The 23,523-nt window shown below is 68.5% G+C and carries 17 protein-coding genes; 8 read left to right on the top strand and 9 right to left on the bottom strand.

Features of this window, described 5'->3' with window-relative positions:
- The first annotated feature begins 56 nt into the window (after positions 1-56).
- The 3 genes from MKL20_RS28320 (at position 57) to MKL20_RS28310 (ending at position 4,081) form a co-directional block, all read left to right on the top strand.
- Positions 57-1,226 carry an SMP-30/gluconolactonase/LRE family protein gene (locus MKL20_RS28320; RefSeq protein WP_244039471.1) on the top strand — a complete coding sequence of 390 codons (1,170 nt, stop codon included), beginning with the start codon at positions 57-59 and terminating at the stop codon, positions 1,224-1,226.
- Positions 1,227-1,305: 79 nt separating this feature from the next.
- The gene (locus tag MKL20_RS28315) at positions 1,306-1,746 is read left to right on the top strand and encodes an MEKHLA domain-containing protein (protein WP_244039470.1); all 441 of its coding nucleotides are present in this window, start codon (positions 1,306-1,308) and stop codon (positions 1,744-1,746) included.
- Positions 1,747-2,041: 295 nt separating this feature from the next.
- Positions 2,042-4,081, top strand: coding sequence for a YgiQ family radical SAM protein (locus MKL20_RS28310; RefSeq protein ID WP_244039469.1), 2,040 nt, complete (start codon positions 2,042-2,044; stop codon positions 4,079-4,081).
- 76 nt (positions 4,082-4,157) lie between these two features.
- Here MKL20_RS28310 and MKL20_RS28305 read toward each other — a convergent pair whose 3' ends face one another.
- From MKL20_RS28305 to MKL20_RS28270, 8 genes are all read right to left on the bottom strand, one after another.
- The gene (locus MKL20_RS28305; protein ID WP_244039468.1) at positions 4,158-5,138 is read right to left on the bottom strand and encodes an ABC transporter ATP-binding protein; all 981 of its coding nucleotides are present in this window, start codon (positions 5,136-5,138) and stop codon (positions 4,158-4,160) included.
- Positions 5,135-6,115 (bottom strand): ABC transporter ATP-binding protein, encoded by a 981-nt coding sequence (locus MKL20_RS28300; RefSeq protein ID WP_244039467.1) that lies wholly within the window; start codon positions 6,113-6,115, stop codon positions 5,135-5,137. The genes MKL20_RS28305 and MKL20_RS28300 overlap by 4 nt, the downstream gene beginning before the upstream one ends.
- A gap of 196 nt (positions 6,116-6,311) precedes the next feature.
- Complete coding sequence (locus MKL20_RS28295) at positions 6,312-7,286, bottom strand: ABC transporter permease (protein ID WP_243969695.1); 975 nt, start codon at positions 7,284-7,286, stop codon at positions 6,312-6,314.
- 10 nt (positions 7,287-7,296) lie between these two features.
- On the bottom strand, positions 7,297-8,277 hold the full coding sequence (locus tag MKL20_RS28290) for an ABC transporter permease (protein ID WP_244039466.1): 981 nt from the start codon (positions 8,275-8,277) through the stop codon (positions 7,297-7,299).
- 9 nt (positions 8,278-8,286) lie between these two features.
- Positions 8,287-9,897, bottom strand: coding sequence for an ABC transporter substrate-binding protein (locus tag MKL20_RS28285; protein WP_244039465.1), 1,611 nt, complete (start codon positions 9,895-9,897; stop codon positions 8,287-8,289).
- Between the two features lie 428 nt (positions 9,898-10,325).
- Positions 10,326-13,496 (bottom strand): multidrug efflux RND transporter permease subunit, encoded by a 3,171-nt coding sequence (locus MKL20_RS28280; RefSeq protein WP_244039464.1) that lies wholly within the window; start codon positions 13,494-13,496, stop codon positions 10,326-10,328.
- Between the two features lie 119 nt (positions 13,497-13,615).
- Positions 13,616-14,896, bottom strand: coding sequence for an efflux RND transporter periplasmic adaptor subunit (locus MKL20_RS28275; RefSeq protein ID WP_244039463.1), 1,281 nt, complete (start codon positions 14,894-14,896; stop codon positions 13,616-13,618).
- A gap of 234 nt (positions 14,897-15,130) precedes the next feature.
- Positions 15,131-15,598: a hypothetical protein gene (locus MKL20_RS28270; protein ID WP_244039462.1), complete on the bottom strand. Its 468-nt coding sequence runs from the start codon at positions 15,596-15,598 to the stop codon at positions 15,131-15,133.
- Between the two features lie 61 nt (positions 15,599-15,659).
- Here MKL20_RS28270 and MKL20_RS28265 point away from each other — a divergent pair, with 61 nt between their 5' ends.
- Positions 15,660-15,905 (top strand): DUF4926 domain-containing protein, encoded by a 246-nt coding sequence (locus MKL20_RS28265; protein ID WP_244039461.1) that lies wholly within the window; start codon positions 15,660-15,662, stop codon positions 15,903-15,905.
- A 93-nt stretch (positions 15,906-15,998) separates the two neighbouring features.
- On the opposite strand, the gene MKL20_RS28260 is transcribed toward MKL20_RS28265, so the two are convergent.
- Complete coding sequence (locus MKL20_RS28260) at positions 15,999-16,322, bottom strand: GIN domain-containing protein (protein ID WP_244039460.1); 324 nt, start codon at positions 16,320-16,322, stop codon at positions 15,999-16,001.
- Between the two features lie 743 nt (positions 16,323-17,065).
- Here MKL20_RS28260 and MKL20_RS28255 point away from each other — a divergent pair.
- The 4 genes from MKL20_RS28255 (at position 17,066) to MKL20_RS28240 (ending at position 23,361) form a co-directional block, all read left to right on the top strand.
- Positions 17,066-17,626, top strand: a complete 561-nt coding sequence (locus MKL20_RS28255) for a L,D-transpeptidase (protein ID WP_243969682.1) — start codon at positions 17,066-17,068, stop codon at positions 17,624-17,626.
- Positions 17,627-18,887: 1,261 nt separating this feature from the next.
- On the top strand, positions 18,888-19,703 hold the full coding sequence (locus tag MKL20_RS28250) for an FAD binding domain-containing protein (RefSeq protein WP_244039459.1): 816 nt from the start codon (positions 18,888-18,890) through the stop codon (positions 19,701-19,703).
- Positions 19,700-22,408, top strand: a complete 2,709-nt coding sequence (locus tag MKL20_RS28245; protein WP_244039458.1) for a molybdopterin-dependent oxidoreductase — start codon at positions 19,700-19,702, stop codon at positions 22,406-22,408. Before MKL20_RS28250 ends, MKL20_RS28245 begins: the two co-directional genes overlap by 4 nt.
- The gene (locus MKL20_RS28240) at positions 22,405-23,361 is read left to right on the top strand and encodes an antibiotic biosynthesis monooxygenase (protein ID WP_244039457.1); all 957 of its coding nucleotides are present in this window, start codon (positions 22,405-22,407) and stop codon (positions 23,359-23,361) included. Before MKL20_RS28245 ends, MKL20_RS28240 begins: the two co-directional genes overlap by 4 nt.
- The last annotated feature ends 162 nt before the right edge of the window (positions 23,362-23,523 follow it).

Here is a 23,523-nt window from a genome sequence, read left to right as displayed (position 1 = left end):
CCGCCGGAAGCGGCACAGGCGGGCCGCCGGCCCGACCGCCAAGCCACAGGATCTGCATGCCCCTCGACCGCCGCCGCCTGATCGGATCGGGTCTCGTCGCCCTCGCGGCCGGACCGGCGAGCGCCGCGCCGTCGCCCCACCGCGAGCCCCCCACCAGCCGCCCCGCCGGGGTCCTGGAGCTGGCGATGGATGCCGACGCCCCGTCCACGCCCACCGGCCTGGCGATCGCCCGGGGCGGCCGGATGTTCGTGATGATGCCGCGCTTCACCGGATCGGAGCCGGTGACGCTGGGCGAGGTGCTGCCCGACGGCTCGGTGAAGCCCTACCCGGACGCCCGGACCAATAAGCCGGACCCGAAGGACCCGCAGGCGACCCTGTTCCACGTGCCCAACGGCGTGTTCGACCGCAACGACACGTTCTGGATCCTCGATTCCGGCCTGCCCGAGGGCAAGGGCAAGCCGGTACCGGGGGGCGCCAAGCTCGTGGAGATCGACATCACCCAGGACCGGATCCGCCGGGTGATCCCGCTCGATGCCGGAATCGTCGAGCATTCCTCCCTGAACGACCTCCGCGTCGACGTGCGCGACGACCGGGCGCTCGCCTACATCACCGACCAGGGCCAGGGCGGCCAGGGCGCGATCCTGGCGGTCGACCTCGCCAGCGGGCGGGTGACACGCCGCCTCGCCGACCATCCGAGCACCGCCACGGAGGAGGGCCTAGTCAAGTTCGTGGAACTGCGGCCCGTGATGGAGCAGAAGGGCGACGCCCCAGCCAAGCACCCGAAAGGCGGCGCCAACGGCATCGCGATCAGCCCGGACGGCAGCCGTCTGTACTACGCGCCGCTGATGAGCCGGCGCCTCTACGCGGTGGAGACCGCGGCGCTGCTCGACCCGACCGTGTCGGACGCGGCCCTGGCCGCCAAGGTCCAGGACCTCGGCGAGAAGGGCATGACCGGCGGCCTGACCACGGATTCGCAGGACCGGATCTATCTCAGCCTGCAGGAGCACAACGCCGTCGGCCGGCGCTGGCCGGACGGCACCGTGGAGGTGCTCGCCGCCGACGATCGCCTGGTCTGGGCCGACACGTTCTGGATCACCCCGGACCGCTGGCTCTACATCTCGGGCGCCCAGGTCAACCGCCGGCCGGAATTCAACCGCGGCCAGGATTTGCAGCAAAGACCCTACGCGATCCTGCGGATGCGCATCGACGCGGATCCGGTGCTGTAGGGTGGGATTCGGCACCGCGTGACCGGCCCGGCATCGTCTATGGGCTGCGCGCCTGCGCAGCCGATTCCGGACCACCGTGATGGACCTCTCGCACGATCCCGACTTCTTCGCCGTCCTCACCGGCAGCTACCGGCGGCGCCTCGGCGCGGCGCTGGTGCCGGAGGGGGCGGATGCGGCCTGGCTCTACGAGCAGGCGCCCTTCGTGGTGCTGGCCCATGATGGCGGCGCCGACCCGTGCTTCACCTACGCCAACCGGGCCGCGCAGGCCTGCTTCGGCTACGCGCGGCACGAGCTGGTCGGCCTGCCGTCGCGGCTCTCGGCCGAGGCGCCCGAGCGCGCCGAGCGGCAGCGCCTCCTCGACGCCGTCGCCCGGGACGGGTTCACCCGCGGCTACCGGGGCCTGCGGATCGCCAAGGGCGGCCGGCGCTTCTGGATCGAGCAGGCGGTGGTCTGGCAACTCGACCGCGACGGCGTGAGCGTGGGTCAGGCGGCGACGTTTTCGGAGTGGCGCGACGCGTGAGGGAGTTGGACGCCGCCTCTCGCGAGGCGGACGACCTTCGACGCGCGCTGCCTTCCGCTTGCGACCCGACCTTGCCGTTCGAGCGTCCGTCCCGATGTCCTTGAGCGGACGTCGAATAGACACCGCCCCAGGACGAAAGCTGGCCGGCAGAAAAATACTTGCTTTCCGGCTCGGGTCCGATCTCCGCTTCCGGCGCAGATCGAAAGCAAGTCTCGGGTGCGTCGAAAAGGTCGCGGCTGCCAACATCCGCGCTCTTCGTTGAGCTCGCGGCCTTTGCGGTCTATGCACCCACCCCATGGACCTCCAAGCTTCTGCGAGCCGATCCCTGGCGACTCTCGGCTGCAAGGTGCCGCTTCTCAGGAAGGCGGCGCCGTTCCTGCCCATGAGTCGCGCCGAGATGGATGCGCTCGGGTGGGACGCCTGCGACGTCGTCCTGGTAACGGGCGACGCCTATGTCGATCATCCGAGCTTCGGCATGGCCATCATCGGCCGATTGCTCGAAGCGCAGGGATTCCGTGTCGGCATCATCGCGCAGCCCGACTGGCAATCGGCGGAGCCGTTCAAGGCCTTGGGCAGGCCGACGCTGTTCTTCGGCGTCACCGGCGGCAATCTCGATTCGATGGTGAACCGCTACACGGCGGACCGTCGCCTCCGTCACGACGACGCCTACACGGCGGGCGGAGAAGGCGGCCGGCGCCCGGACCGCTCGACCATCGTCTACACGCAGCGCTGCCGCGAGGCCTACAAGGACGTGCCGATCATCCTCGGCGGCATCGAGGCGTCGCTGCGCCGCATCGCCCACTACGATTACTGGTCCGACAAGGTGCGCCGCTCGATCCTGGCGGACGCGAAGGCCGATCTGCTCATCTACGGCAATGCCGAGCGCGCCGTCGTCGAGGTGGCGAACCGCCTCGCGGCCGGCGAGGCGCCGCACGATCTCGACGCCGTCCGGGGCGTCGCCCTGTTCCGCCGCGTGCCCGAGCATTACACGGAGCTGCCCGCCGACGATCTCGATTCGACCGACGAGGCCGCCGCCCGTCGCCCCGGCGAGACCGTGATCCGGCTCCCCGCCTACGAGCAGGTCAAGGACGACAAGGAGGCCTATGCCCGCGCCTCGCGGGTGCTTCACCGGGAGGCCAACCCCGGCAACGCCCGCCCCCTCGTCCAGCGCCACGGCGACCGCGACCTGTGGCTGAACCCACCGCCGATCCCGCTCTCCAGCGAGGAGATGGATGCGGTCTACGATCTGCCCTACGCCCGCGCCCCCCATCCCGCCTACGGCGACGCGAAGATCCCCGCCTGGGACATGATCAAGTTCTCGGTGACCATCATGCGCGGCTGCTTCGGCGGCTGCACCTTCTGCTCCATCACCGAGCACGAGGGTCGTGTCATCCAGAACCGCTCGGAAGACTCGATCCTGCGCGAGATCGAGAAGATCCGCGACAAGACGCCGGGCTTCACGGGCGTGATCTCGGATGTCGGCGGGCCGACGGCGAACATGTACCGGATGGCCTGCAAGGACCCGAAGATCGAGGCGGCGTGCCGCCTGCCGTCCTGCGTCTTTCCCGATATCTGCCCGAACCTGAACACCTCGCACGACGACCTGATCCGGCTCTATCGCAAGGTCCGGGAGGTGGAGGGCGTCAAGAAGGTCATGGTCGCCTCCGGCGTGCGCTACGACCTCGCGGTCCGGAGCCCCGAATACGTCAAGGAACTCGTGACCCATCACGTCGGCGGCCGTCTCAAGATCGCGCCCGAGCACACCGAGCGCGGCCCCCTCGACCTGATGATGAAGCCGGGAATCGGCACGTACGACCGCTTCAAGGAGATGTTCGACGCCGCCGCCAAGCAGGCCGGCAAGAAATACTACCTGATCCCGTATTTCATCGCGGCGCATCCGGGCACGACCGACGAGGACATGATGAACCTCGCCCTCTGGCTCAAGAAGAACGACTATCGCGCCGATCAGGTCCAGACGTTCCTGCCCTCGCCCATGGCGACCGCCACGACCATGTATCACACCGAGATCAACCCGTTGCAGGGCGTGCGGCGCGGCGGCAGCGAGCCGGTCGACGCGATCAAGGGGATGCGGCAGCGCCGGCTGCACAAGGCGTTCCTGCGCTACCACGATCCCGAGAACTGGCCCCTGTTGCGCGAGGCGCTGCGGGCGATGGGCCGCGCGGACCTCATCGGGCCGAGGCCGGACCAGCTCATTCCGCTCTCGCAGCCGCCGGGAACGGGTGCTGGTGCGGGCAAGGCAGGCGGCCAGTCGCGCCCCATGCGCCATCCGGGGGCGCCGCGTTTCACCACGAAGGGCGTGCCGCTGAGGAAGTGACGGCCTCGCGCGCCTGGCAACCGGATGGGCCCAGAGCGACAGAAAGCCTTCGATCCGGCCCGTATCGACCCGAAAATCAGGCCCGCCCCTCCTGCACCGCGTGGCAGGCGACGCCGTCGAGCAAAGCGGGGACCTCGGTGCGGCAGCGGTCGTTGGCCAGCGGGCAGCGCGGGTTGAAGGTGCAGCCCGGGGGCGGGTCGATCGGGTTCGGGATCTCGCCGGAGACCGGCACCCGGGCGCGGCCGACATGGGCGAGGTCGGGCACCGCGTCGAGCAGCATCCGCGTGTAGGGGTGGCGCGGGCGAGCGAACAGGTCGCGGGCGGCCGCGACCTCGACGAGGCGGCCGAGATACATCACCCCCACCCGGGTCGCCATGTGGCGGACCACGGCGAGGTTGTGGGAGATGAACAGGTAGGTCAGGCCCAGCCGGTCCTGCAGGTCGCGCATCAGGTTCAGGATCTGCGCCTGCACCGAGACGTCGAGTGCCGAGGTCGGCTCGTCGCCGACCAGAAACTCCGCCTGGCTGGCCAGCGCCCGGGCGATGGCGACCCGCTGGCGCTGACCGCCGGAGAATTCGTGCGGGTATTTTTTGGCGTCGTCCGGGTGGAGGCCGACGAGGCCGAGCAGCTCGCCGACCCGGGCGCGGATCGCCCCCTCCCCCTGGATCAGGTTGAACGCCCGGATCGGCTCCGCGATGATCTTGCCCACCCGCCAGCGCGGGTTCATCGACGCGTAGGGGTCCTGGAAGATCATCTGGATCCGCGAGCGCAGGCGCCGCCGGGCCGCCGCCTCCCGGGGATCGGTCATCGAGATGCCGGTGATCCGAACCTCGCCGGCCGAGGGCGGCAGCAGGCCGACCACCATCCGGGCCACCGTCGACTTGCCGGAGCCGGATTCGCCGACGATCGCGAAGGTCTCGCCCTTGGCGATGGTGAAGCCGACCCGGTCCACCGCCGTGAGGAACCGGCGGGGCTCGCGCTCGATCACCCGGTTGAGCCAGGGTTTCGAGACGTCGAACAGGCGGCGCAGGTCGGTGACCTCGACATAGGCGCTCACGCCGCCTTCTCCGTCACATAGTACAGGTGGCACGCGACGCGGCTCGCGCCTACGAGGATCGGCTCGGGCCGCTCGACGCGGCAGCGGGCAAAGACTTTCGGGCAGCGCGGGTTGAAGGCGCAGCCCTTCGGGATGGCGGTGAGCCGGGGCATCGAGCCGGGGATCTGGCTGAGGCGGTCGGCCTCCTGCGACAGGGTCGGGATCGCGCCCATCAGGCCGACCGCGTAGGGGTGATGCGGTTGGGCGATCACGGCGGCGACCGGGCCGATCTCGGCGACCCGCCCGGCATACATCACGGCGACCCGGTCGGCGGCCTCGGCGATTACGCCCATGTCGTGGGTCACCAGCATCACCGCGGTGCCGTGCTCGCGGCACAGGCGCTTGAGCAGGGTGATGATCTGGGCCTGGACCGAGACGTCCAGCGCCGTGGTCGGCTCGTCGGCGATGATCAGCTCCGGCTCGGCGGCGAGCGCGAGGGCGATCACCACGCGCTGGCGCATGCCGCCGGAGAATTCGTGCGGATAGCCGTCGATCCGCCGCTCGGGGGCCGGGATGCCGACCTCGGCGAGCAGGTCGATGGCCCGGGTGCGGGCCGCCTTCGCCGACAGGTCGGTATGGGCCCGCAGGGTCTCGACGATCTGGTCGCCGACCCGGAACAGCGGATCCAGGGAGGTCAGCGGGTCCTGGAAGATCATGCCGATCCGGCGGCCCCGCACCCGCCGCATCGCCTCGGGGGACAGATTGTCGATCCGCTCGCCGCGCAAATGGATCGCGCCGCCGCTGATCCGGCCGGGGCGGTCGATCAGCCCGATCACCGCCGAGCCGGTGACCGACTTGCCGGCCCCGGACTCGCCGACGACGCCCAAAATCTCGCCCCGGCCGATGTCGAACGAGACCCGGTCGATGGCGGTGAGCGGCCCACGGCGGGTGTCGAACATGACCGTGAGGTCGCGCACGGAGAGGATGGTTTCGGTCATCGCGCGCGGGCTCCGACGGCGGAGCTCGCTCCCACCCCCACCCTCATCCTGAGGTGCGCGCGCAGCGAGCCTCGAAGGAGACCTCCAGTCGGCGCGCGATCCCTGGAGGGCTCCTTCGAGGCCTCCGCTTCGCTCCGGCGCCTCAGGATGAGGTGGAGGGTGGGATGAGCCCGGGAAACGCCGTGGTCAAAAAACATCATTGCAGCTTCGGATTGAGGGCGTCGCGCAGCCAATCCCCCAGGAGGTTGATGGCGATGACGAGGCCGGCCAGCGCCAGGCCCGGGAAGGCGACGATCCACCACTCGCCGGAGAACAGGAACCGGTTGCCGGTGCGGATCAGGGTGCCCAGCGACGGCATGGTCTCGGGCAGGCCGGTGCCGAGGAACGACAGGGTCGCCTCGGTGATGATCGCCAGCGCCAGGTTGATCGTCGCGATGACGAAGACCGGGCCGGTGACGTTCGGCAGCACGTGGCGCACCAGGATCACCGGGGGCGTCAGGCCGATCAGCCGGGCGGCCTGGACGTAGTCCTTGCCCTTCTCGACCATCACGGAAGAGCGCACCGTGCGGGCGTACTGGACCCAGAAGGACAGGCCGATCGAGATCACGATCAGCCCGATCAGCGGCCCGACATCGAGGGCGCCGCCGAAGCTGGCGCGGGCGACGCCGTCCACCACCAGGGCGATCAGGATCGCCGGGAAGGTGAGCTGCACGTCGGCGATCCGCATGATCAGCGTGTCGAGGGCGCCGCCCGCGTAGCCGGCAACCAATCCCAGCGCGATGCCGAGGACACCCGAGGTGATCACCCCGAGCACCCCGACGATCAGCGACAGGCGCAGGCCGTAGAGCACCGCCGAGAGCACGTCCCGGCCCTGGTCGTCGGTGCCGAGGTAGAACGGCGCCTGCCCGTCCGCCTGCCAGATCGGCGGCAGGTTGGAGTTGATCAGGTCGAGCTGGGCCGGATCGTAGGGGTTTTGGGGCGAGATCAGGGGGGCTGCAACCGCGAGCCCGACCATCAGCACCGTGGCCAGAAGCGCGACGATCGCGGTCTTCGAGCCCAGAAAACTCGCCAGCAGGTCGGAGTCGCGCCAGCGCGCGAGCCGGCCGGGCTGGGCCGCCTCGGGCAGGGGGACCGGCGGGGCATCGCCGGCGTCGAGGTCGTATCCACTCATCGCGTCGCCCTCACGCGGTCCGCGCGGACGAGAGCCGCAGGCGCGGATCGACCACGGTGTAGAGGATGTCGACCACGAGGTTGATGGTCACGAAGATCAGCGCGACGAGCAGCAGGTAGGCGGACATGATCGGGATATCGACGTTCTGCACGGCCTGGACGAACAGCAGGCCCATGCCGGGCCACTGGAACACCGTCTCGGTGATGATCGAGAAGGCGATGACCGAGCCGAGCTGAAGCCCGGCGATGGTGATCACCGGCACGAGGGTGTTCTTGAGGGCGTGGCGCAGGTGGACGGCGCGGGTGGAGAGGCCCCGCGCCCGGGCGAAGCGGATGTAGTCGGTGCGCAGCACCTCCAGCATCTCGGCGCGCACCAGCCGCATGATCAGCGTCATCTGGAACAGGCCGAGGGTCACCGAGGGCAGGATCAGCGCCTTCAGGCCGGACCAGGTGAGGAAGCCGGTGGTCCACCAGCCGAGCCGCACCGTATCGCCGCGCCCGTAGGAGGGCAGCCAGCCGAGCGTCACCGAGAACAGGTAGATCAGCAGGATGCCGATCAGAAAGGTCGGCAGGCTGATGCCGATCAGCGAGACCGCCTGGAACAGGCCGGCCAGCCAGGACTCCCGGCGCAGCGCGCAGTAGACCCCCATCAGGACGCCGACCACCAGGGCGAAGACGGTCGCGCAGAAGGCGAGCTCCAGGGTCGCGGGCATGCGCTCGGCCAGGAGCTGCGAGACCGGCTGGCGGAACTGGTACGAGATTCCGAGCCGGCCCCGGACCACGTCGCCGGCATAGCGGGCGAACTGCACCAGCACCGGATCGTCGAGGCCGAGGCTCTTGCGGATCTCGGCCCGCTCGGAGGCGGGGGTATCGGGCCCGACGATCTGGTTCACGGGGTCGCCCGCGAACCGGAACATCGAGAACGCGATGAGCCCGACGACCGCGAGCACCGCGGCCGCCTGGATCACCCGACGCAGCAGGAAGGCGAGCACGCCCGGCCCCTACTGGGGGTCTTTCGAGACCCAGTAGAGCAGGAGCAGATTGTCGGCGCGCTGGGTCAGGTGGACCTTCTTGGAGACACCCCAGGCCAGGGCCTGCTGGTGCAGCGGGATGTAGCCCCAGTCGGCGTTCAGGACGTCGAAGCCGTCCTTGATCAGCGCGTCGCGCTTAGTCTTGTCGGTCTCGCCCTCGACCTTGTCGGCGATCTCATCGATCTTCGGGTCGCAGTAGCCCGCCAGGTTCCAGCTGCCCCGACCGGACTTGTCGCCGGGCTTCCGGCAGCCGACGATCTCGTAGAGGATGTTGTGGCTGTCGAGGGACGATGGCGTCCAGCCGAGCAGGTAGAACGAGGTGTCGTAATTCGGGGCCAGAACCTTGGCGAAGTACTTGGCCTTGGGCTGGGCGTTCAGGTTCACCTTGACGTTGATGCGGGCGAGCATCGAGACCACCGCCTGGCAGATCGCCTCGTCGTTGACGTAGCGGTCGTTGGGGCAGTCCATGGTGAGCGAGAACCCGTCCGGGTAGCCGGCCTGGGCCATCAGCTCCTTGGCCTTCTTGAGGTCGGTGGCCGGGCGCTTGAACTCGGCGCCGCGGTCGTACAGGCTCGGAGCGATCATCAGGGCGGAGGGCACGGCCTGCCCGCGCATCACGCGCTTGGCGATCGTCTCCTCGTCGATGGCGAGGTAGAACGCCTCGCGCACCTTGATGTCCTTGAAAGGGTTCTTGCCCTTGACGCTCGAATCCTTCAGCTCGTCCCGGTCCTGATCCATGCCGAGGAAGACCGTGCGCAGCTCCGGCCCGGCCATCACGATGGCGGTGCCGCTGGCGTTCACCCGCTGCTGATCCTGGAGCGGCACCGGGTCGATCCAGTCGACCTCGCCGGACAGCAGCGCGGCGACGCGGGTGGCGGGATTGGCGATCGTGGTGAGCACCGCCTCGTCGAGATTCGACTCGGCCTTGCCCCAGTAGCCGTCGAACTTCCTGAACACGGTCTTCACGCCGGGCTGGTGCTCGGCGATCACGAACGGGCCGGTGCCGTTCTCGTGCAGGGTGGCGTAGCTCGGGCTGGTGGCGTTGGCCGGGGTCGGCTGGGCGGCGCCGTTCTTCTCGGACCAGGCCTTCGACATGATCAGCCAGGTCGGGAACTGGGCGATGGCGATGGGGTTCGGCTTCTTCAGAACCATATCGACGGTGTAGTCGTCGACCTTCACGAATTCGGCGTCCGATGGGACGTTGGTGGTGAAGTTCGAGCCCGAGGCCCGGACGCGCTGGGCGGAGAAGATCACGTCGTCGGCCGTGAAGGGCGAGCCGTCGTGGAACTTGACGTTCTTGCGCAGGTGGAAGCGCCAACGGGTCGGCTCCGGAATCTCCCAGGATTCCGCCAGTCCGGGCGCGAATTTCAAGTTCTTGTCGAGGGTGACCAGCGCCTCGTAGGCCGCCTGCTGCATGCCCTCCGTGAAGCTCTCCTTGAGGGAGTACGGATCGAGGGATTTGAGATCACCCTGGAAGGCGAAGCGGAACACGTTGGCGGCCTGCGCGGGCAGAGCGACCAGCGCGAGGGTCGCGCCCACGGCCACGCCGCGGGCGAGAATCTTCAGGGTCGAACGGGACAAGCGGATCTCCGGAACCGTGGAAGTTGATGGCAGGCCGCCATCACCAGCGCAGGGGTTGAGCCTAGGCCGAGCGCCGCGCGCGAGCAAACCGCACCGGCCACACACCCACAGCAAGGTTCGGACCATCCGTATGCAAAATACGGATTGAGTGTGTGCCGTGTTCACGGATTTCAGGACACGGCGCGGGTTCCCCTCTCCCCGCACGCGGGGAGAGGCCCGCATGGACCTCGTCGTCCGTGCGGGAAGCGCAGGCGAAGCCGAAGCGGCGGTGAGGGGGTGTGAACGGATGAGGCTCATTCGGAGCCGCCCCCTCACCCTCGGCTGCCGCCTCGCCGCGCCGACGACGCGGTCGTCGCGGCCCTCTCCCCGCAAGCGGGGCGAGGGGATCCCAACACGCAGGGCGGAGACGAACAGGAGACCGGCAGTTCCTACTCGGCCGCCGCCGCGTGATGCGACTGATGAGGCGCCGCCTCGTCCGCCCCCTCCCCGCGTTCCCCCGCGGCCACGGCTTTGCGCCGGAACAGGCGCATCACCACCACGAAGAACACCGGCACGAAGAACACCGCCAGCACGGTCGCGGTGATCATGCCGCCCATCACGCCGGTGCCGATCGCCTGCTGGCTCTTCGAGGCGGCGCCGGTGGCGATGGCCAGCGGCACCACGCCGAAGATGAAGGCCAGCGAGGTCATCACGATCGGCCGGAACCGCAGCGTCGAGGCCTCGATGGCCGCCCGCACCACCGAGGTCCCGGGCTTCCACAGGTCCTTGGCGAACTCCACGATCAGGATCGCGTTCTTGGCCGAGAGGCCGATGATCGTGATCAGGCCGATCTTGAAGTACACGTCGTTGGGCATGCCGCGCAGATAGACGGCCGCCACCGCGCCGATCACGCCGAGCGGGATCACCAGCAGCACCGAGACCGGGATCGCCCAGCTCTCGTAGAGCGCGGCCAGGCACAGGAACACGATCAGCACCGAGAGGGCCAGCAGCAGGCTGGCCTGGCTGCCCGCCTGCTTCTCCTGGAACGACTGCCCGGTCCAGGCATAGCCAAAACCCTTGGGCAGCTGGAGCATCAGCCGCTCCATCTCGGCGATGGCATCGCCCGAGGTGTAGCCGGGATTGGGCTCACCCGTGATGCGCACCGACTGGTAGCCGTTGAAGCCGACGATCTGGCTCGGCCCCATGCCCCATTTCAGCTCCGCGAAGGACGACATCGGCACCATCGTGCCGCCGGCGTTCTTCACCGCGTAGTTGAGGATGTCCGAGGCGTTCATCCGCTGCAGCTGCTCGGCCTGCACGTAGACGCGCTGCATCTTGCCCCGGTTGGGGAAGTCGTTGGTGTAGACCGAGCCGAGGTTGAGCTGGATCGTGGCGTTGACGTCCTCGAACTTCACGCCGAGCGCCGCGGCCTTCTCGCGGTCGACGATCAGCTCCGCCTGCGGGGTCGGCGGCAGGCCCTCGATCTTCACCTTCTGGAGGATCGGGCTCGCCTGCGCGAGCTTGAGCAGCTGGTCCTGGGCCGAGAGCAGGGCCGCGTAGCCGCGGTTGGCCCGGTCCTGGAGGCGGAACGAGAAGCCGGCGGCGTTGCCGAGGTTGTCCACCGGCGGCGGTTCCTGGGCATCCACGGTGGCGTCGCGGTAATTCGCCAGCGCCGCGTTGGTGCCGGCCACCAGGGCGGCGGCCGAGTTCTTGGCGTCGCGCTCGCTCCAGGGCTTGAGGGTCACGAAGGCCTGGCTGGTGCTCGGCGCCTGGCCGGAGAACGAGAAGCCGTTGAGCATCGTCACGGTGGCGACGCCGGGCTGCGCCAGCAGGTGCTCCTCGACCTTGCGGTTGGCCTCCTGGGTGCGGTTGTAGGAGGCGCCCGGCGGCGTCTGGATGTCGACCGTGAAGAAGCCCTGGTCCTCCACCGGCAGGAAGCCTTCCGGCAGGTTGATGAAGGCGTAGGCCGTGCCCGCCACCAGGGCGAGGTAGATCAGCATCACCCGGCCGGACTTGCGGATGAACCCCGCGACGCCGCGGCCGTAGCGGGCGGTCTCGCGGTCGACGAAGCGGTTGAACATCCCGAACACGCCGCCCTTGGCGTGGCCGTGGCCCTTGGCCACCGGCTTCAGGAAGGTCGCGCAGAGCGCCGGGGTCAGCGACAGGGCGAGCAGCGCTGAGAACGCGATGGAGGTCACCATGGCGATCGAGAACTGCCGGTAGATGATGCCCACCGAGCCGGGGAAGAACGCCATCGGGATGAACACCGCCATCAGCACCAGGGTGATGCCGATGATCGCCCCGGTGATCTGCTCCATGGCCTTCTTGGTGGCCTCCTTGGGGGGCAGGCCCTCCTCGTTCATGATCCGCTCGACGTTCTCCACCACCACGATGGCGTCGTCGACCAGGATGCCGATGGCCAGCACCATGCCGAACATGGTGAGCACGTTCACCGAGAAGCCGGAGATCCACATCACCGTGACCGTGCCCATCAGGGCGATCGGCACCACGATGGTGGGGATGAGGGTATAGCGGATGTTCTGCAGGAACAGGAACATCACCAGGAAGACCAGCACCACCGCCTCGACCAGGGTGTGCAGCACCTTCTCGATCGAGGCCTCGACCGCCGGGGTGATGTCGTACGGGATGTCCCACTTTAGGTCCGGCGGGAAGAACTGGGACAGCTCCACCATCTTGGCGCGGATCGCCTTGGCCGTCTCCAGGGCGTTGCCGTCGGGGGCCAGCGTCACCGAGATGCCGGCGGCCGGGCCACCGTTCAGCCGGGTGGAGAACTGGTAGGCGTCGCCGCCGAGTTCGATCCGGGCGACGTCGCGCAGGCGCACGTTCGAGCCGTCGGAATTGGCCCGCAGCACGATCGCGCCGAAATCCTCGATGGTGCCGAGCTGGCCCTTCACGATGATCGGCACGGTGACGGCTTGCTTGGTCGGGCTCGGCTGAGCGCCGACCGAACCGGAGGCGACCTGGATGTTCTGGTTGCGGATCGCCTGGGTCACGTCCTCGGCGCTGAGCGACAGGCCGCGCAAGCGGTCCGGATCGACCCAGACCCGCAGCGAGCGCTCGGTGGAGTAGAGCGTCGCGCGCCCGACCCCGGGGATGCGCCGGATCTCGTTGATGACGTTGCGGATCAGGAAGTCGCCCAAACCGACCTCGTCCATCGACCCGTCCTTGGAGATCAGGGTGATGATGTTGAGGGTTGCGGCCGAGGCCTCCTCCACCAGGATGCCCTGCTGGCGGACTTCCGCGGGCAGGCGGGCCTCCACGCGCTTGAGCCGGTTCTGCACCTCCACGGAGGCCAGCGCCGGCTCGGTGCCGGGCAGGAAGGTCGCGGTGATGTTGACCGAGCCGAATGAGTCGGTGGTCGACTCGAAGTTCATGATGTTGGCCGCGCCGTTCAGCTCATCCTCGATGAGCCGGGTCGTGCCGACATAGAGGCTGTCCACCGAGGCGCCGGGATAGGCCGTGGACAGGGCGATCTGGGGCGGGGCGATCACCGGGTACTGCGCGATCGGCAGGTTCGGGATCGCCAGGGCGCCGCCCAGGCAGATGAACAAAGCCACCACCCAGGCGAAGACCGGGCGGTCGATGAAGAAGCGTGCCATGGTCGGGGTCTCCCGGGCCTAGAGCGCTCGCCGCTGAAGTGGATGCCGGTTCGGCAGAAGCGAGCGCGTTGAACCAAAGACTGAGAGCCGTTTTCGATCGCGTCGCGATCGGAAACGGCTCAGTGGCGGTTGACCGCGGCGGCGCGCGGGGCGGCCTCCGCCTTGTCGCCGGGTTTCTGGTCGCCGGGCGCGTCGGGAACCTCGTCGGCATCGTGCTTCGGGCCGGCCTCGCCGTGGGCTGGGGTCTGGTCCAGGGGCTTCACCTTCGCGCCCACGGTGATCTTCTGGACGCCGTCGATCACGACCTTCTCGCCGCCCTTGAGCCCGTCGCGGATCAGCCAGTTCTGCCCGACCACCGGCCCGACCTCGACGGGCTGGCGCATCACCGTGTCGTCGGCCCGCACCAGCCAGACCTCGGCGCGGCCGTCCTCGGTGCGCTGGATCGCCTGCTGCGGCACCGCGATGGCGTCGGAATCGATGCCCTGCTTGATCCGGGCGCGGACGTACATGCCGGGGAACAGCTCGTCATGCGGGTTGGGGAACTGCACCCGCAGGGTCACCTGGCCGGTGCTCGGGTCGGCGGTGACGTCCGAGAACAGCAGCCGGCCGGCCAGCGGATAGAGCGAATTGTCGTCCATGATCAGGTGGACGTTGGCGGTGTTGTCCTCCAGCCGGGCAAGCTCGCCGCTGGCGAGATCCCGGCGCAGGCGGTTCAGCTCGCCCACCGACTGGGTGATGTCGACATAGATCGGGTCGAGCTGCTGGATCGTGGCGAGCGCACCCGTCGAGCCCGGCTCGATCAGGGTTCCCTCGGTGAGCAGCGCCCGGCCGATCCGGCCGGTGATGGGCGCGCGCACGTCGGTCCAGCCGAGGTTGAGCTGCGCCCGGTCCCGGGCCGCCTTGGCGCCGGCGACCTCGGCCTCCGCCTGCTTCTTGCCCGCGAAGGCGGCATCGTATTGCGCCTGGCTGGCGGTCGCCCGGGTCAGCAGCTGCTCGAGCCGGTCGGCCTGCTGGCGGGCGAGCACGAGGGCGGCTTCCTGGCGGGCCAGCACGGCCTCCGCGCTCGCCAGTTCGACCTCGAAGGGAGCCGGGTCGATCTTGTAGAGGATGTCGCCTTCCTTGACCTGGCTGCCCTGCTCGAACAGGCGCTTGACCACCAGCCCCGAGACTCGCGAGCGGACCTCGGCGATGCGCATCGGCGCCACCCGCCCGGGCAGGTCGCGCAGGTAGGGGATCGCCTGCGGCGTCACCGTGACGAAGCCGACCTCCGGCACCGGCGGCGTCGGCGCCGCCGTTTGCTTCGGGTTGCAGGCCGACAGGCCCAAAGCCAGCAGGGCGGCCGACCAGAGGACGGGCGCGCGGCGCCGGGCGGGGAACGGGGTGGACGAAGTGCGGGTCACGGGTTCCGACGCTCCTGGAAAATCATGCGTCTGCAGAGTCTGGCGCGGCGTGAGGGCCGCGCGTCGTCGAGGCGGATCGCGCATCGTCCCGAAGGACGGTTTCCGGATCCCGGAAACCAAAGGATGCACGATCGAGACTTGAGGGCCTTGTCCTGGAAGCGTGTCGCGGACGAGGCTCTTGCGCCTATACGGCGGCGTTCGGGGCGCCCGGCCGACCGATACCGGCGGCGCGGATCAGGCCGCCCGGGGTGGCCGATGCAGGGCCTCGTCCGGCCCGGAGGCCGGCGCGGCGGCCGTCTGATAGCCGTAGGTTGCGGCAGCGACGTGACGGGGCCGCGGCGCCTCGACCGGGCGGCGCGGTAGCCCGAGCTCGCCGACGATCTCGATATCGGCCGGGCACAGGTCGGTGCCGTCGAACAGCGACCGGCGGGCCTCGGGGGCGGTCTTGCGCACATCGCGCTTGCGCGCATCCGACAGGACGGCCACGGTCTGGCTCATCACCGAACAGGCCGGACCCGTCGCCAGCGCGGCCTGGGCCGGCCGGGGCGCAGCCATCAGTGCAGCCGCCGCGACGACGAGCATCGCCAGCACGGCGAGGCTCCGGACGAGGCGGTCCGGCGAGCCCGCAACGCGGCGGGCCAGAAGGGCGGCGGATCGGATCACGACTTTGAGATAAGCATGGCCGTCCCCCGGCGCAATCACCCACGGCGTCGCGCCGGGCTGATGGCTTGCGGACGATCGGGGCGCAGGCCAGATTACGGGCATGTCGGTCGAGACGATGTATACCCTGCGCCGTGCCGAGCCCGCGTTCCGGGATCTCGATCGCGTCGTGCTGCGCACGGCGGCCGTGACGGATGACGGCGACACGATGCCGGCCGGCGCCGAGGGCACCATCGTCTACGTGGCGCCGGATATGCACGCTCTCATCGTGGAATTCGCCGCGCCCGAGGGCGCGCTGGTGACGATTCCCGCCTCGGCAGTGAGCCCGGCCGACCCGCGCGTCGGGTGACGAGGCGGCTGATTTCCGAGCGTGTCGTCCTGAGTATCGCACCCAGTCCGATCACACAATAGTATTTCTGCAAAAATATATGTAATTGTCGCGTTATTTAACCTGTGTGACTTGGGCTGAGCCGTGCGAGAGAATATGCAGCTTCGCGCCATCCCCATGAATTCTCAAGACTGCACGTCCTGATACTGAAATGTCAGCGTCTTCGCGTGGTGCAAGGTCGACTTCACCGCTCCCTGAGATACGGACTGTTGCGCGCTGGGTCTCAAGTCTACCCAGATCAGCGCTCCCCGTGCCCGAGGCCCTGAGCCAGATTTCTTTAACGTCGCCGTCCGCAGTGATCCTTCCGGTGCCGTGCCTCGTGATTTTCAGAGAATCTTGCCTGATATTGTTCAGGGTTAGGTGTGCCGTGCCATGCATCGTCCACGCCGCGACCGACGGGCCGACGATGTGGACGACCAGGTCGGTGGGAAGCAGTCCTCATAGTCTTTGCTATCCCATTCGAGCTTGCCATCGCGCAGGCGCACATGACTTGCGAGATCGGCATTGCCGGTCACTGTCGCTTCAGCTTTCGGGCCGGGCTGGTATTGGACCTGCGCCGGAATCCCGATCTCAATAGAGTCGCCTCCGCTCCACCCGAGGTCGATGGTGGTGGGAGGGGCACTCGCGTTCGGTCCCGTCGTGGCGCCACACCAGGAGCGACGGCCATCCCTCGCGAAGGTCGCGGCAACAAACCAGGAGCCCGTTATAAAAATAATCGAGGATATGAGCACAATCTTTACAATACGCCCAGTCATTATCTGCGTCCTATATTTAGTGTTGCTCGGACAAGTGCGAATTGTTTTGCCTTTGTGTTTTGATAAAAATGCAATGTAGCTGTGCGTGCGTTCCGAAAATTGTCGCGATACCAATGAGCGCTCGCAGATCACGTCGGTCAAGGTAGTGCGGAATTTTGGGGTGTCGCGACGCTCCTTCGCCAAACCCCGGCTCCACGCTGGAAATGGAGTGTTGCACGCACCACACATTCACGCCCGGAAATGCCGTCGTCGACGGACCGGCCTCAACCTTGCCGCGAAGTGCGGGCCGGTTCGCCGGAGGATCGCGGCCCACCCGCGATGACCGACGCCATCGGCGAGAACCGGCAAGTGAGAGGATGACAGACCATGTCGAGACGGATCGCGATGCTGGGGCTCGCAGCCGCCCTGCTGGGGAGCGCGCCCGCTTCCGCCAGCCCGCTTGATAGCGGGCCGCTCGCGGATTTCCTGAACGTGTTCCGCAGCCAGGCGATCCCGCGCGAGACGATCGGCTGGAACAGCACCGAGAAGCCCGGCACGATCGTGATCTCCACCCGCCAGCGCCGGCTCTATTACATCCTCGGAAACAGCGAGGCGATCCGCTACGGCGTCGGCGTCGGCCGGCAGGGTTTTTCCTGGTCCGGCACCAAGACGGTGACGATGAAGAAGGAATGGCCGGCCTGGCGCCCGCCGCAGCAGATGCTGGCCCGCCGCCCGGACCTGCCGCGCTACATGGCCGGCGGCCAGGACAACCCGCTCGGCGCCCGCGCCCTCTATCTGGGCTCGTCGCTCTACCGGATCCACGGCTCGAACGAGCCCGACACGATGGGCGCCGCGGTCTCCTCGGGCTGCATCCGCATGACCAACAAGGACGTGGTCGACCTCTACGACCGGGTGCGGGTGGGGACCAAGGTGGTGGTGCGCGACTGACAGCGCCGCCCGCAGATCGGGTTTCGGATCGCCTGCCGCCCGACAGAAGGCTCGATCCGGAGGAGAGGCGCGCCTCTCCTCCCTCAGCGGGCTACGACGTTCACACATCTCCCTTTGGTACCATGCCGCTACCGGCAGATCCTGGTCCGGAAGGGCAGGTGCGCGCTCCCTCCCCCTCTGTGGGCTATCGGACCACACATCCCCGGATGTGGCGCGGGTCCCCTCTCCCGTGCGGGAGAGGGACAGGGTGAGGGATCAGGTCTTTCCGGAGATGTCGCATCCCTCACCCCAACCCTCTCCCGCACGGGAGAGGGGGTTCGTCGCGCCCTATGAGAGCCGATGTGTGAACGTCGTAGCCCGCACGGGAGAGGGGGCGCGTGGCGGCTTTCGCAAGCCGATGTGTGAACACCGTAGCTCTGCGGGGGAGGGAGCGCAGCGGTGTCTCCAGCGTATCCTACCGACCGCGATGTGTGAGTCCGCTAGCCCGAACGGGAAAGGGGCGCGCGTCGCGGCTTGCCACCAACGCCTGTGCCTCACCCGCACTCCTGTGGGGTAGGACGGCGCGCGGGCCCGGCCGTTGCCCGCGATCCAGCGACGATAATCGAGTCTGCGCGCCCGTCTGCTTGGGCATCCGCCCCGGCGTGACTGGCCGTCGGCCGTCCGTGCAGCGGCGCGGTCTTTTTGTTGTCGATCCGTCTCACGGCCGCCAATCGCGATGCCGCGCGATAGTGTATAAACGCCTATAATCGTTCTAAAGCGGCAGACAGTGGCGATATGTATTTGAATATCTTCAATATCAAGTCTTACTGATCTCGCTCTTACTGCATTTACATTTTTCTTCGTCGGCACCAGATATATTGCATTGACGCGCATCCAATTCATATGCTTACTGCGCGACAATTCCAGATAGCCGCTGAAAACTCGGCGGGGGCCCGATGCACAAAGAATCCCGCGATGTTTCTGCGTGCGCGAACACCAGGTCCCACCGCGGCGAAGGTCGCATGGACTACGGCGTGACGGCGCGAAGGTTCGGCGCCCCATCCCGACAGCATGGCTGCGGCACGGATCGGCCGATGGCACGATGCCTTTGGATCGGATGGGTCGAAAACTGATGATCGCCGCTCGTCGGGCCCGGGCATTCATATTCCGCTTACGATCAATCAAGATACCACAGAGTTTATACGGTCCATTTACTTGAGATGGGCGACAAGAACGTGAAGCGGGACGGGCTTTTGACGTCCGTGAGACTTGAAGGCCGGCGATGAACCTCTCAACGATTGTCGACGTCAAGCGGCCGACCTCCCTCGACGAGGTCCAGGGCTGGCAGGACGGGTATTCGTGGCTGGCCGGGGGCACCTGGCTGTTCTCCGAGCAGCAGGTGGCGGTCGATACGCTGATCGATCTCGACCGGCTGGGCTGGGCGCCGCTGACGGTGACCGAGGCCGGACTCGAGATCGCCGCGACCTGCCGGATCGTCGAGCTGCACGATTTCGCGGGGCCGGCGGACTGGCACGCGGTGCCGCTGTTCCGGCACTGCATCGATTCGTTCCTGATGTCGTTCAAGATCTGGAACGCCGCCACCATCGGCGGCAACGTCTGCATGTCGCTGCCAGCCGGCGCGATGATCTCGCTGACGGCGGCGCTGGAGGGGGTCTGCACCCTGTGGCCGCGGGACGGTGCGCCGCGCACGATCCCGGTCGCGGAGTTCGTCACCGGCAACCATGCCAACGTGCTGCAGCCGGGCGAATTGCTGCGCAGCATCCACCTGCCGGCCGCGGCGCTTACGAAGCGGACGGCCATGCGGCAGGTCTCGCTGACCAAGCACGGGCGCTCGGCCGCGCTGATCATCGGCACGCTCGGCCAGGACGGCACGGACTTCCTGCTGACGGTCACGGCGGCGACGCCCCGGCCGGTGCAGCTGCGCTTCTCCGCCTGCCCGACCGCGGAGGAGCTGGCCCACGCCCTCGACGCGCGCCTGCCGCCGGAGGCCTACTTCGCCGACGTCCACGGCTCGGCCCCCTACAAGCGCCACGTCACGCAATACCTGGCCGAACAGATCCGTACGGAGCTCGCGTGAACGCCTATTCGATCAACGGCCGCGCCTACGCCGCCGAACCCGCCCCCGGTCAGTGCCTGCGCACCTTCCTGCGCGACCTCGACGTGTTCGGGGTCAAGAAAGGTTGCGACGCCGGCGATTGCGGCGCCTGCACCGTTCATATCGACGGCAAGCCGTTCCATTCCTGCCTGGTCCCGGCCTTCCGGGCCGAGGGCCGTGAGGTCACCACCATCGAGGGCCTGGCCGCCGCCGACGGCGCGCAGCACCCGATGCAGCAGGCGTTCCACGACGCGCAGGCGTTCCAGTGCGGGTTCTGCACCGCCGGCATGATCATGACCGCGGTGACGCTGACCGACGCGCAGAAGGAGGACCTGCCCCACGCCCTCAAGGGCAACCTCTGCCGCTGCACCGGCTACCGCTCGATCAACGACGCGCTGCACGGACGCTGCAACATCGAGGCGGACTTGGCCGGCAAGGCGCTGGGCGCCAGCCTGCCCAATCCGTTCACGGATTCCATCCTCACCGGCAGCGCCCGCTACACGATGGACGTCGCGGTGGCGGACCTGCTGCACCTGAAGGTGCTGCGCTCGCCCCACGCCCACGCTCGCATCGTGGCGATCGACGACCGGGCCGCCCGGGCGGTGCCGGGGGTGGTCGCGGTCTATACCTGGCAGGACGTACCCAAGCGCCGGTTCAGCTCCGCGCTCCACGAGGACCACCTCGTCGATCCCGACGACATCCTGCTGCTCGATTCGGTCGCGCGCTTCGCCGGCCAGCGGGTCGCGGCCGTGGTCGCCGAGACCGAGGCGGCGGCCGAGGCCGGCTGCCGGGCCCTCAAGGTGACCTACGAGGTCCTGCCGGCGGTGTTCGATCCCGTCGCCGCCATGCAGCCCGGCGCGCCGATCCTGCACGACAAGGAGCACGTCACCGGCGACAGCAACATCTTCTGCACGCTCCAGGGCGAGATCGGCGACGTGGCGGCCGGCTTCGGGCAAGCCGACGTGATCCATGAGGAGACCTACTCGACCACCCGCGTGCAGCACACGCATCTCGAGACCCACGGCTCGATCGCCTGGCAGGGCGAGGACGGGCGCTGGCACATCCGCACCAGCTCGCAGGCGCCGTTCGCAGTGCGCCAGAAGCTCGCCTACGTCATGGGCGTGCCGCACCGGGACCTGCACGTGTTCACCGAGCGGGTCGGCGGCGGTTTCGGCGGCAAGCAGGAGATGGTCTCGGAAGACCTCGTCCTGTTCGCCACGATGAAGCTCGGGCGCCCGGTGAAGTGGGAATGGACCCGGGAGGAGGAGTTCATCGGCGCCACGACGCGCCACCCGATGACCACCCGGGTGAAGATCGGCGCCCGGAAGGACGGCACGCTGACCGCCCTGGACGTCGAGGTCGTCTCCAACACCGGCGCCTATGGCGGCCACGGCGGCGAGACCCTGGGGGCCGCCATGGCCAGCCCGATCGCGGCCTATCGCTGCCTCAACAAGCGGGGCATCGGCCACGCGGTCTACACCAACATGATGCCGGGCGGCGGATTCCGCGGCTACGGCGCCTCGCAGACCACCTTCGCGATCGAATGCGCCATCGACGCGCTGGCCCGCCAGCTCGGCATCGATCCCTTCGCGATGCGCCGCCTGAACGTCGTGCAGCCCGGGGACAACATCGAGTCGATCTGGAAGGAGCCGAGCGACGCCAGCTTCGGCAGCTACGGCATCGGCGAATGCCTCGATATCGTCGAGCGCGAGCTGGAGAAGGGCAACGGCGTCGCCAGGCCCGAGGGCCCGGACTGGGCTGAGGGACGGGGCGTGGCGCTGGCCATGCTGGAATGCGGACCGCCGACCGAGCACCGCTCGGGCGCCGAGCTGCGCCTCCTCCCGGACGGGACCTACCACCTCGCCTGCGGCTCCACCGAGATGGGCAACGGCATCACCACGGCCCACAAGCAGATCGCGGCCGCGATCCTGGGATCCCGCGCCGACGCCATCGCGATCATCAACGCCGACACCGACCGCACCCCCTACGACACCGGCACCTTCGCCAGCACCGGCACCGTGGTCGGCGGCAAGGCGGTGCATCTGGCCGCCGAGGCCATGGCCAAGGACATCCTCGATTTCGCCAGCCGCCACACCGGGATCCCGGTGGAGCAATGCCGGCTCGACACCGATGGCGGCGTGGTCTGCGGCAACCGCCGGCTGACGCTCGCCGACCTCCATGCCGAGGGCACGAAGGTCGACCACCGCTTCATGGTCAGCCGGAAGGCCTATCTGTCGCCGCGGACCATCGCGTTCAACGTGCAGGGCGTCCGCCTGGCGGTCCACCGGGTGACCGGCGAGATCCGGGTGCTGCACAGCGTCCACGCCGCCGATATCGGCAAGCCGATCAACCCGATGCAGTGCCGCGGCCAGCTCGATGGCGCCGTCGGCATGGGCTACGGCTGGGCGCTGGTCGAGACCATGGTGCATGACGGCGACGGCCGCATGATCAACCCGCAGTTGCGCAACTGCCGGATCCCGACCTTCGCCGACACGCCCCACACCGACATCTTCTTCGCCGACACCGTCGACCGGATCGGGCCGCTCGGGGCCAAGTCGCAGGGCGAGTGCGGCATCAACCCCGTGGCCCCGGCGGTCTCGAACGCGCTGGCCGACGCCACCGGCGTGCGCTTCGCCCACCTGCCGTTCACCCCGGACCGCCTGTTCGAAAAGCTCGCCGCCCGATGAGCGGGCCCGCGGCGAGCGTCAGCATCGTCACCCAGACCACCGTCCGGCCCGAGAGCGCCGACGCCTTCGCCCGGTGGCAGGGTGATACCAGCGCGGTGGTGGCGACCTTTCCGGGCTTCATCGAGCAGCGGCTGATGCCGCCGCACCCGCCGCTTCAAGTCGATTGGGTGATCCTGCAGCGGTTCGACAGCCTGGACCATGCCCGGCACTGGCTGGCCTCGCCGGAGCGGCAATCCCGGATCGAGGGCGCCGCCCCGATGCTGGTCGGCCGCGACGACGTCCACATCGTCACCGACGCGGCCAGCGCCGCCCGCACGGCCCCGGTCTCGGCGGTGATCAGCACCCGGGTGAAGCCCGGGATGGAGGCCGAATATCTCCGCTGGGAGCAGAAGGTCGCGGCCGCTCAGTCGAAGGCGCCGGGGCTGCAGGGCTACCGGTTCGAGCCGGCCGTGCCCGGCGTGCAGGAGGATTTCGTCGCGATCCTGCGCTTCGACAGCGACGCCAACCTTCAGGCCTGGCTCGATTCCCCCGCGCGCAAGGCGCTGATCGAGGAGGCGGCGCCGCTCACCGCGGAATTCCACACCCGCACGGTGCAGAGCGGCTTCGAGCAATGGTTCCGGGACACGACCCCGGAGGGCGCGCCGCCGCCCCCGGCCTGGAAGATGAACATGATCGTCCTCCTGACGCTCTACCCGACGGTGTTCCTCTGGGGCCTGCTGATCGGCACGCCGCTGCTGTTGCAGGTGCTGAAGCTCGATTTCCCGGTGGCCCTGTTCATCGGGAACGTGGTCAGCGTGCTGATCACGTCGCGCCTGGTGCCCTGGGCCGCCAACCGGATGCGCTGGTGGCTGGCTCCCGCGAAGGAAGGACGGGCGGCGGTCGACCTCCAGGGCGCGGGGTTGCTGGTGGCGGTCTACGCGGTCCTGATCCTGGTCTTCTGGAAAGTGCTGTGAGCGGCGTCGGCGCGTCACGCGCGCGTCCGCCTCGCTCGGTGGATGACCAGACTCACACGATGCCGATTGCGGCGCGGGTCCCCTCTCCCGTGCGGGAGAGGGACAGGGTGAGGGATGCGACCTCTCCGGACGACCCTCGTCCCTCACCCCAACCCTCTCCCG

It is taken from the genome of Methylobacterium sp. E-066, assembly GCF_022829635.1.
Classification (GTDB): domain Bacteria; phylum Pseudomonadota; class Alphaproteobacteria; order Rhizobiales; family Beijerinckiaceae; genus Methylobacterium.
Note: the sequence above shows the minus strand (reverse complement) of the source record. Positions and strands in the feature narration are given on the sequence as shown.

What these genes read in the sequence shown, in the direction of transcription:
- MKL20_RS28250 (WP_244039459.1), top strand. Translation starts at nt 18,888, where the DNA reads ATGAACCTCTCAACGATTGTCGACGTCAAGCGGCCGACCTCCCTCGAC.
- MKL20_RS28255 (WP_243969682.1), top strand. Translation starts at nt 17,066, where the DNA reads ATGTCGAGACGGATCGCGATGCTGGGGCTCGCAGCCGCCCTGCTGGGG.
- MKL20_RS28300 (WP_244039467.1), bottom strand. Translation starts at nt 6,115, where the DNA reads ATGACCGAAACCATCCTCTCCGTGCGCGACCTCACGGTCATGTTCGAC.
- MKL20_RS28295 (WP_243969695.1), bottom strand. Translation starts at nt 7,286, where the DNA reads ATGAGTGGATACGACCTCGACGCCGGCGATGCCCCGCCGGTCCCCCTG.
- MKL20_RS28265 (WP_244039461.1), top strand. Translation starts at nt 15,660, where the DNA reads ATGTCGGTCGAGACGATGTATACCCTGCGCCGTGCCGAGCCCGCGTTC.
- MKL20_RS28310 (WP_244039469.1), top strand. Translation starts at nt 2,042, where the DNA reads ATGGACCTCCAAGCTTCTGCGAGCCGATCCCTGGCGACTCTCGGCTGC.
- MKL20_RS28280 (WP_244039464.1), bottom strand. Translation starts at nt 13,496, where the DNA reads ATGGCACGCTTCTTCATCGACCGCCCGGTCTTCGCCTGGGTGGTGGCT.
- MKL20_RS28260 (WP_244039460.1), bottom strand. Translation starts at nt 16,322, where the DNA reads ATGCATGGCACGGCACACCTAACCCTGAACAATATCAGGCAAGATTCT.
- MKL20_RS28315 (WP_244039470.1), top strand. Translation starts at nt 1,306, where the DNA reads ATGGACCTCTCGCACGATCCCGACTTCTTCGCCGTCCTCACCGGCAGC.
- MKL20_RS28320 (WP_244039471.1), top strand. Translation starts at nt 57, where the DNA reads ATGCCCCTCGACCGCCGCCGCCTGATCGGATCGGGTCTCGTCGCCCTC.
- MKL20_RS28240 (WP_244039457.1), top strand. Translation starts at nt 22,405, where the DNA reads ATGAGCGGGCCCGCGGCGAGCGTCAGCATCGTCACCCAGACCACCGTC.